At 62.7% G+C, this 10,098-nt stretch carries 6 protein-coding genes and 1 pseudogene; 3 read left to right on the plus strand and 4 right to left on the minus strand.

Features of this window, described 5'->3' with window-relative positions; translation table 11 throughout:
* Positions 1 to 160 precede the first annotated feature (160 nt).
* Positions 161 to 3,424 (plus strand): NACHT domain-containing NTPase, encoded by a 3,264-nt coding sequence (locus Q0X61_RS02645; protein WP_297740054.1) that lies wholly within the window; start codon positions 161 to 163, stop codon positions 3,422 to 3,424.
* A gap of 194 nt (positions 3,425 to 3,618) precedes the next feature.
* The gene (locus Q0X61_RS02650; protein WP_297740056.1) at positions 3,619 to 6,192 is read left to right on the plus strand and encodes a DEAD/DEAH box helicase; all 2,574 of its coding nucleotides are present in this window, start codon (positions 3,619 to 3,621) and stop codon (positions 6,190 to 6,192) included.
* Positions 6,193 to 6,322: 130 nt separating this feature from the next.
* Here Q0X61_RS02650 and Q0X61_RS02655 read toward each other — a convergent pair whose 3' ends face one another.
* The 4 genes and pseudogenes from Q0X61_RS02655 to Q0X61_RS02670 all read right to left on the minus strand — a co-directional run bounded on the left by Q0X61_RS02655 (position 6,323) and on the right by Q0X61_RS02670 (position 8,934).
* Entirely contained in the window at positions 6,323 to 7,348 is a 1,026-nt protein-coding gene (locus Q0X61_RS02655) for a hypothetical protein (RefSeq protein WP_297740058.1), read from the minus strand.
* An 89-nt stretch (positions 7,349 to 7,437) separates the two neighbouring features.
* Positions 7,438 to 7,752 (minus strand): helix-turn-helix domain-containing protein, encoded by a 315-nt coding sequence (locus Q0X61_RS02660; protein ID WP_297740060.1) that lies wholly within the window; start codon positions 7,750 to 7,752, stop codon positions 7,438 to 7,440.
* A gap of 630 nt (positions 7,753 to 8,382) precedes the next feature.
* Positions 8,383 to 8,649, minus strand: coding sequence for a hypothetical protein (locus Q0X61_RS02665; protein ID WP_297740062.1), 267 nt, complete (start codon positions 8,647 to 8,649; stop codon positions 8,383 to 8,385).
* Positions 8,650 to 8,688: 39 nt separating this feature from the next.
* Positions 8,689 to 8,934: pseudogene (locus Q0X61_RS02670) on the minus strand (hypothetical protein).
* Positions 8,935 to 9,179: 245 nt separating this feature from the next.
* On the opposite strand from Q0X61_RS02670, the gene Q0X61_RS02675 reads away from it, so the two are divergent.
* Entirely contained in the window at positions 9,180 to 9,950 is a 771-nt protein-coding gene (locus Q0X61_RS02675; protein WP_297740064.1) for a hypothetical protein, read from the plus strand.
* Positions 9,951 to 10,098: the final 148 nt, after the last annotated feature.

The following is a 10,098-nucleotide window of genomic DNA, read 5'->3' on the forward strand; positions in this document are numbered from 1 at the left end:
GAGGTTCCCGACGGCGCCCAGCGAGATGATCGGGCTGGAACAGAGGGAGCACGCAATGCCCGAGAGTCGACACAGGTACCTCTACGAGCGCCTCGGCGACCACGACTTCCAGTAACTCGTCAGCGCACTGCTCGCGAACCAGTTTCCCGACTACATCCCGATGGCACTCCGGCAGGCCGATGGCGGCCGCGACGGCCTGCGCAGAGTCGACGCCTCGAAGGTCCTGATCTATCAGGTCAAGTGGTCGGTCAGCGGCAAGGAGAAGGACCCGGTCACCTGGCTCGATCAGGTCGTCAAGAACGAGGAAGCCAGTCTGAAGCGTCTGGCGGCACAGGGAGTCCGTCACTACACGCTGGTCACCAACGTCGGCAGCACGGCCAAGGAAGACTCGGGCACGTTCGATCGACTGGACAAGAAGCTCCAGACGTACGCGAAGGAGTTCGGCTACGAGCAGATGACCTGCATCTGGCGCGAGGCCCTGAACCCGTGGGTGGACAACGCGCCGACCGAGACGAAATGGGCCTACGCCGAGATGCTCGCCGGGTGGGACCTGGTCCGATACCTCGTCGCCGAACATGTCGGCGCCGGGAAGGATAAGGCGCATCGCCACCTGATCCGTAAGGTCGCCGCAACCCAGTGGGAAGACGACAAACGCGTCAAGTTCAGCCAGTCCGACGTGGACCGGGAGAAGGTCGTGGACCTCTTCGTCGACGTCACCGCCGATCGCGTCCACGCCGCAGCCAGCCGACACTCGCAAACACAGGCACTGAACACAGTGGGCGGTGCCGCCGCCTATCTTCTGCGCTCACCGGCTCCGTTCACACTCGTCCGCGGCGCACCGGGACAGGGCAAATCGACGCTGAGCCAGTACATCTGCCAGGCCCACCGCAGGTTGTTCATCCCCGAGGCCGACCGGTCTGATTCGCTACCCAAACTGGATCAACCACGTTTCCCCGTCAGACTGGACCTGAGCGACTATGCACTCTGGCTCGGTGGCAACAATGTGTGGGACCACTCCGAGGACCGCAGGCAACCGAAGGTCAAGTCACGCAAGGGCGAGCACGCGACCATCGAGTGCTTCCTCGCCGACCTGATGGCGCACGAGAGCGGCGGAATCACCACCGACGCGAAGACGGTGCAGGACATTTTCGAGCGAGTCCCCAGCCTCGTCGTGCTGGACGGGCTCGACGAAGTCGGCAGCAGCACCATGCGCGGCAGGATCGTTAGAGAGATCGACAAGTTCGTCAGTCGCGGGAAGGCATACACCGACCCGCCCAAGGTCGTCGTCATCACGCGCCCCAGCGCCGGTGAACTTCCCGAGCCGTCAACCAACCTGTTCGAGATCGTGACCCTTAACCAACTCACCGTCGACCAACGGGACACGTACCTGCGCAAATGGTGCGCGGTCCGGGGGATCAAGGGCAAGGACGGTCGCGCCTTGCGGAAGAGCTTTAAGGATAAGAGCCGCGAGCCCTACATCAACGAACTCGCCGGCAACCCGATGCAGCTCACGATCCTGCTGGATCTCCTCCACCAGCAGGGTGCTGCCACGCCGACCCAGCGTACGGATCTCTACGACAAGTACGTCGAGCTTCTCCTGGCCCGCGAAGCGAACAAGCATCCCAAGGCGGTGCGCGACCACAAGGAAGAACTACTTGAGATCATTCCATTCCTCGGCTGGTACCTCCACGCACACACCGAGGAATCACAGATCAACGGCCGTATGAGCGTGGACGAACTCAAGGAAGCAATGCGGCACTTCCAGCGCACCTATGGCAACCGCGAGTCGATCGTCGACCAGCTGTTCGAAGGAGCGAGCGATCGGCTGTGGGCGCTGACCAGCAAGGTTGACGGAACCTACGAGTTTGAGGTCCTCTCCCTACGGGAGTATTTCGCAGCCCGGTTCCTCTACCACAACGCAGGCGAGGACAACACGGACTTCGACAGTGCGACCGTGCTGCGCGAGCTGCTTCGGCGGCCGTACTGGCTCAACACCGCCAGGTTCTACGGCGGCAACGCCAAGGGCAACGGCATCTATACGCTCACCGCGGGGATCGAGCAAGAGCTGGCGCAGAGCACCTCATCCGCTTCCTACCTCGCCGCATGGGCCCTCCTCACCGATGGTGTGTTTCTGCGCCGCCCCCGCGAAGCGCGCAAGATCCTCACCGCACTCTGCTCCGACTTCGGGATCACGGTCCTACTTTCGGCGCTAGACCGTCGCGACATCATCTCGCTGCCCGAACTGCCCGACCTCCCGGACGAGGACGGGCCTGATCCCACCTGGGTGCGGCTCACTACCCTGGTCAGCAAGGACCCGGCCGATAGGGGCAACGCTCAGCGAGTACGCGCTCTGCGCGAACTGTTGAACCAGCGCAGCCAGTTCGGTGCGTGGTGGCATGCCCAACTCACCGCAGCCATCGGCACACCCGAGCAGAACGCATGGCTCAAGATCGGCGCTCAGTGCGAGGCCGGCGCAGGCCTCATTGCGTCGTTCGAGCACATGGACCTGTCCAATGGTGCCGCCGAGTTGGTCCTGAGCGCCGGTCTGGTCCCCCCGTCAGGAAGCTCACTCGAAGCAGCGCTTCTCGACGCAGTCCTAGAGGGGGAATGCCCCTGCGTGACATCGACGCGTTCCATGCCGGCGCAAGTCGCGGTCGCCCTGTCGCCGGGCGACTTCCTCACAAGTTCCAACACCGGGTTCGTCGGCGGTGACGAGAAGGCCAAGCGGCGCCGAAACGAGGCGATCAGCCAGCTCCGGCGGGCAGGCTCTGCGTACACCCAGATCGCCAAGCAGCGAGCCTTCAAGGCGGGCCAGAAGGGCAGTACATTCCCCTGGGCTGAGACGGCCGCTGCACTGCACGACCACGTCGGACGCCGCTGGCTCGTGTCCGAGATCGCGATCATCGGCGCCGCGTCACCCTTACCGCCTGCCTATGTGAAGAAGCCCGGTGCCGGGCCCTTCGGGGACACGAGCCACCCGTCCGAACTCCTCGCGCAAGTCCGCGCCAACAACCGCAACTCCCAATGGTGGCGGGAACAGCTCGATGCCCTTGACGACGACCTGGCCAGAGCCGAGTGGGTACTTGCTCTGTGGTGCGTAGCGTCCTCGCCTGCCGTGACAGAGCTGTGGTCATCACTGGAGTCCGTGCTCAGTCAGCTCCCTGCGTCACGTCGCGGCACGGTCCTCCGAGCCGCCGAACAGATCGCTCGTTACGGTTGGCTGAAGGACCGGCCAGTCACAGCGGCCACGGACAATCCGGAGCTGGCTGCTCTGAACCAACTCCGAACCTGGGCACCGTCGACAACAGGGCGAGATGGTGTAGCGCCCGCGTCGCGCGACAGTCCGGAGTCTGTGCCCTCGCTGCTCAGCGTGGCCCGGGATGGGAAGTGGCTGAAAGTCGACGCAAAGCCCGTGTACCGATAGAAACGGCGTTCGCGGCCGGCGTTCCGGTGACCTCGCGTCGGCGGACCTCAGGAGTACGGAATCGTCCACGAGCGCTCCAGTTCAAGTACCATGATGACGGCATCAGTTCAGAGCCACGATGACCGCCTGGTCCGGGGCTGGGAGAGCTGGAGCAGGGCAACCGGCACTCGGACGACAGGCAGGCATCGACGGACATGGCATTCCTAGGCAAGACCAAGCGGACGGCTCAAGAGTTCCCGTCGCCGGAGGAGCTGTACCTCAGCGGAACTCTGCCACGGACCACGGCCGCTGTTGACTCGCTCTGGTTGCATCAAGGCGACGTCATTCGTGCTTACGCGGAGGGCCACCAAGACACCCCAGATCTCGCGCTGGAACTGCCGACGGGTACAGGCAAGACGCTACCCGGCTTGCTCATCGCGGAGTGGGTACGGCGGAAGACCGCGGGGCCAGTCATCTACGCGACTCCGACCAAGCAGCTCGCGCGTCAGGTGGCGGCGACGGCTGAGCGCGAGGGCGTTCCGGTCTCCAACCTGACCGGTAGCGCCAAGCACTGGGATCCCGCGGATGAGGCATCGGTCGAGGGCGGCGAGGCGATCGGGCTCACGACCTACAGTGCCGTCTTCAACAGCAGCCCAAAGCTGCCCGAGCCCCGACTCCTGGTTTTCGATGACGCTCATGCTGGTGAGCAGTTCGTCGGAAACGAGTACGGCATTAGCATCCGTCGCTACGACGACGAGGATGCCTACCTCGAGGTATTGGAAGCGCTGAAGCCGTTCCTGTCTGGTCTCCTCATCCAGCGCCTGGAAGGCGAGCCCGATCCAGGCGCGCACCACCAGGTGCGCCTCATCCTGCCCGCGGTCGATCAGACGGCACTGACCAAGATCGACGCGGCACTGGCCGGTCTCACCAAGCCTCACTCGTACAAGTTCGCCATGATCCGGTCAGGCCTGGCAGCCTGCTGTGTCTACCTGTCCTACGGCGGCATCCAGATCCGCCCGATGATCCCGCCGACCTACGAGAACCATATCTTCGCTCGGGCCAAGCAGCGCATCTACCTGTCAGCGACCCTCGGCTCGGGCGGCGAACTCGAACGCGCCTTCGGCCGGCGGGAGATCGTGAGAATGCCGCTTCCGACCAAGACACCTCCGCGCTCTGGTCGTCGGCTGTTTGTCTTCCCGGACCTGGTGAAGGGTGGGGATGCGATCGGACTTACCAAGCAGATCATCGGTCTCACCGACAAGGCGCTCGTGCTGAGTCAGGAAACTATCGCGAACGCCGAGGCAGCAGCCACGGCCCTGGCTGGTGATGGCGTGCCGGTTATGGGGCGAGATCACCTGGAACAGCACGGCTTGGAGTCCTTCGCCGCGGCGCCAACTGGGGTGCTGGGCCTGGCCAACCGCTACGACGGGCTCGACCTGCCGGGTAACGCTTGCCGGATCGTTGTCCTCGATGGCAAACCGGATGCCGTCGGGCTGCAGGAGCGGTTCCTGAGCGAGCGAGCGGAAGCCAATGCCGCTCTCGCCGAGCGCCTTCGCACCCGCATCGTGCAGGGCGCCGGCCGCTGCACTCGTGGTCCGAACGACTACGCCGTGGTAGTCGTGCTCGGTTCGGACATCATGAAGTACTTCTCTCGGCCCGAGAACCTCAGAGCACTCGAACCGGAGTTGCAGGCCGAGGTCGAGTTCGGTTGGCAGAACAGTAGGGGCGTCGCCCCTGACGAGCTGATAGAGAACGTCGAGATGTTCCTTGAACATGGGGCCGACTGGCGTGAGCAAGGTGAGCCAGCGGTGGCCGAATTCCGACAGGACGCCGTCAAGGTTGAGCCACCAGGAACCGACGCTCTCGGCAAGGCTGCTGCGCTGGAGGTTGAGGCGTGGCAGCTGGCCTTCGGCGGCGACTGGATTGGCGCTAGCGAGAAGCTCCAGGAAGCGGTACCGCACGTCGGCTCAGCGGCCACACGGGGCTATCGCGGCCTATTGCTGTATCTCGCCGGTGTGTGGTTGCACCTTGGTGCCCAAGACGAGACCCAGCGGTCACGTTCCCGGCAGCTTGTTCGAGACGCCGCGCTCGCCGCCAATCGCAGCACCTGGCTCAAGGAGATGCGGGAGCTTCCTTACGCCGAAAGCGTCCCGCTCGTTCCTGAGGACATCGTGGCTGTGAATCACGTCGTCGCCCGCCTGCGCGGCCAACTCAAGCCAAAGCAGATCAACGCTGCCCTCACCGAGATGCAGGAGGGTCTCGCCCAGGATGAGGCGACCCAATACGAACGCGGCCTGACGATTCTGGGATCGTTCCTCGGAGCCGAGGCTTCCAAGCCAAAGGGCCAAGGCCGCTGCGACTCTGCCTGGGTATGGGGCACCGCAATCTGGATGACTATTGAAGCCAAGTCCGAGGAACACGACGATGGCCTGCTACCGCTCAAGGACATTCGCCAGGCCAACACTCAGCTCGCCCAACTGGCGGCGGATCGAGGGATGGATCATCCGCCAGCGGGCAGCCCAGCAATCATCGTGTCGGACAAGTTGTCGGTAGATCCCCAGCACTCTCAGGCAGCAAACCCAAACGTCTACCTGGCCTCTACCGCAGTCGCGAAGGAGATCGCCAGCGATGCCGCAGTCGTCTGGGCGGACCTGCTGACGACTGCAGTCGGAATCGCATCGGAGCAGGCCCAGAAGCTACACGTCAGGTCAGTCATGACCGAGAATGGCTGCCTGCCAAGTCAGGTCATCGATCGGCTCACCCAGAACCGGATTAGGCCCGGCGATTGATCCGACGGCCATGAAAGTCCCGCGTAGCGCGCTCGGCGATGTTGCCTTGGCGCACGCTTGTTCCTCCGAGCCTGAGCTCTTGTCAGGCACAGTCTGTCGCATATGACGCCGATGAGGCCTGGTGCCACCCTCAGAACGGCGGTTCATCACTCCGCGACCACGGGTTCGGGGGTGGAGTCGGTAGTGCTCCTTCGGGCAGGGGCAGGCTGGTGACGACGTATAGGTTCAAAATGTCATCGCGGTCCATGAACATGATCTGACTGCGCTTGGTGGCGTCGAGGGCGTTGCCGAGCCAGTTGCGGGCCGCCTTTGTGATCTCGCCACCCGCAACGATGAACGCGTGGTCGACCAGTACCCGGCGGTTGGTCTCGGGATCGAAGATCTCGTGTGCCAGCATCATGAGCGCCTGGTTGTGAATCTCTGCCATGTTGGCGTTGCCAGCCTTGGTGGCGCCTGAGGCGTCGAGCTTGCCCTTCTTCGCCTGAAGACCAAAGTAGAGAATGTGCTGCGTCGGCAAGGTGTAGCGCATCCAGATGTCCTTGCCGTACTCCAGCGCCTTGTCCTTGTGCCCGGCCGCCGTGATGCGGTGGTACCCGAGCTGCCGGAACAGCGGAAGCAGCACCTCCTCAATGAGGTCGTCCTCACTGCAGTGGTCGAGGTAGCTGGCCAAAAGGTGCCGGCGTTCCTGCTCGGCTTTGCTGAACGGCCGGTGGGGGTTAGCTGCAAGCAGCGTGATGGTCTGGGTGCCGACGTGGCGGAGATAGCAGTGATTGTCCTCGCCGTAGAAGGCCTCGAAACCTTCCCGGCCGAGGACCTCGTTGAGTTGGGCCAGCGCCCGCGAGCGGTCAGGTCCTTCGTTATGCCGATCGGACGGGCTCATCAGCTGATCGATCAGTCGGCAGAAGATCTCCGGCGGGCGGGTGGGACCATCATGAGGCTCAGCCAGCATCTGCTCTAGCACGTCAGCCACCCAGCGATGGCGAGTTGAGCCGTCGTGCTGGTACTCCGTGTCGAGTTCCTGGAAGAACTCCGTGATGTACATGCTGGAGCGATACGGAAAGTACTTCGCCTCGTCCTCGTTCTCGGCGTCGTCACGACCTACATTGCCCACCACGAGGGCACCGAGGGCTTCGAGGTTGCGGCGCTTGAACTTCACGGGTTCATTGTCGCAAGCGGTGCCGACAAACGTCCAGACTCCATGACGACTCCGTCACGCCTGCGCGCCGAGCGCCCGTGCGCGGGTCTTCATCGCTCACGACCGTGCGGGTCACGCAGAGTCACTCCTGAGGCGATCAAGTGGTTCCGGATCGTGCCAGCTGAGAAACCCAGGCGCCGACCAACGCGTTCGAGCGACTCCCCGTTCTGGTAGCGCCGAGCCATCTCTTGAACCTCGGCCGGAGAAGGAGCAGCCCGGCGGATGCGGACGCCGCGCTCCCGGAGCAGCGATGTCAGCCGGTGACGGCTAAGACCGACATCGTTCGCGATGGCGCGGAGGGTCTCGCCAGCGTGGTACCGCCCTTCCACGGTGTCGAGCGACTCGTCGCTGATGGTGCGGTGCACGCTGACCGGTGCTAGCCCACGTTGAGTAGGTCGCGCTGCGCGAGCGCGGATCGTTCGGTGCAGCGACCCCATGCGAACAAGCGGCGGTGCATGTTTCGACAATCCTCCCGCTAGGTCCACGTAAGATGAGAGAATCGAAACTTGCCCCGCCTGATGGCGGGGCAAGTTTGTTTCTGTGGTGACGTGCGTCGGTGCATCGATGATGGTGTGGGCGGGAACACTGGCGGTGGTCTGCTCGGGGTGTAGGTCGCGTTCTCTTCGTCGTCGATGGCGATCCGGGTGAACAGGGCGCGGTTGAGGATGCGCCGTTCGGCTTCGAGCTTGTCACGCTGGGCGGTCAGGAGCTTGCGTTCGGTCTCGGCTTCGGCGCGTTCGGCGAGGATCGCTGAGCGGGTGCAGTTGGTGGTTTTGCGGCGTCATCCGGAGCAGGTGAAGTACTCGTAGCGGTCCCCGGGCTTGTCGCGGAGCGTTCGATCATGAGCTTGGCTCCGCAGGCGTAGTACAAGGTGCCTTTGAGGCTGTGGTCGTACTTCTGGGGTCGTTCGCCGCGGGCGTTATTGGCGTCGACGTTGGTTTGGACGCGCAGCCAGGTTTCGGCGTCGACGGGGGGCTCGGGTGAGTGCGGTGGGGTCACATCTGATGAGGCCGGTGATGAGCTGGAGGCAGAAGGACAGCAGCATCACGAACATCGCGATGCCGAACAGCAGGCTGTACGTCACTGGTGATGTCGACCAGGATGATGGCGTCGAAAACGTTCCACACCGACTCGAACAACCAGCCCGCGGCCGAACCCATGGCATGGGGCAGCCAGTCGAACGGGGCCGACACCAGTGAGGCGGCAGCCTCGCCAGCGGTTTCGCAGATACCTGAGATGACGGTCAGATCGCAGATCACCACCGCATTCGCTCCTCACACACGTGGGTTGGTAGGTAGGGGTTAGACGAACTGGTCGACGTTCCAGAAGAAGTTGATCAGCGTGATCGCGACACTGCAGATGATCGCTGCCCCACATCAGACCAGGACACCGACCTTGCCGCGGCCGGCCAGATGCGGGTTGGGGAGCTCGCGCTGACCCCCCCACACTATGTTGCGCAGTTGAGCGATCCCCGGCAGATCATCATTCGGCATGATGTCCACCTCCATCGGCAGTGTGGGCAGGACAGAAGTCATCAGATCAAGCACAGCAAGCTCCCCGAGGACAGAAAGACGAAAGGGAGCCTGCCCCGGGATGTGGCCAGGAGGGCAGACAACCAAGAGAGGTCTGCCTGTCAGGTGCGCTGCTAGCCCCGAAGAGTTTCGAAGGAGAGACTCAGGATCGGTGAGTCATGTCATCATGGTGGTGTCAAGGGTTCGAGGAGGTATCTATGACGAGCCATAGCACCAGGTGTGCAGACGCAGTTCGAACGACGCCTGAACAGTGCAGATGCATGTGTAAGGGAGCCTTCCACGGAGGCCCCCACAGCGAACGCGCACGGGCGTTACTGTGGCCCAGCGCCGAGCGTCAGAAGTACTCGCAAGCGCAAGTCAGAACGGCCAAGAGGAAAGCCAAAGATACTCTGGATGTCGCCAAGGCGAATTTAAAAGCGAAATCAGCAGCTGATGAGGCCTGCACTGACTTCCTCGTCACTCATATTGTCAATGAGATCGTATTCAAGGAACCCATATCAGCGCAGAAGGATGTTGGCGACGCGGTAGCAAAACTTATCAGTCTCTTTGTGGCAGGTGTCCTTGAGGAAGGCCTCAGCAAGAACAACTCGGCGCGCCTAGTAGCCGTGATCAACGTCGAACACGTTCTGTGTAACCTCTGTGTGGAGATCATCAAGTGCGCCGACGAACTCAGTCAGATGGTAGATGAAGCGCTCAACGAGCTTGCTCAAGCTGCCGCAAAAAGGGTGGTTGCTGCGGTTGCTGGAAATGTTTCTCTTGAGAAACCGCTAGTGACGGCATTGACGGCGATACTCAAGCGCGTTTTCCAATCGATGTTCCCGTACGCAATCGAACCAGAAAAAATACAGTTCCTTCGGTTTCTAGGGGTGGTGTCCTGCCCCAATATTGCTGCGCACCGGGACGTCGAAATCCACTGCCTCAAACCCCTCGGGAAAGACTGGGCGACCGACGCCCTCAAACAGTGGGTTGCCGACGGCTTCCCGAACAACGCTGCGATTCTCGGGAGAGCTAAGCCCCGAAAGAAGAATTAGTTACCCCGACACCTAGACAGAAGGTCAGAGCTGATCACTGGAACCCGCGAGAACGTCACCGTCCTTAACGTCCGCGCCCGCGCCGACCTCATCCGGCTCTTCACAATCGAGGGTGTAGTCGGGGTTTGAATCCGCCGACCTCGAGGAG

The organism is uncultured Tessaracoccus sp. (assembly GCF_947255005.1).
GTDB lineage: Bacteria > Actinomycetota > Actinomycetes > Propionibacteriales > Propionibacteriaceae > Arachnia.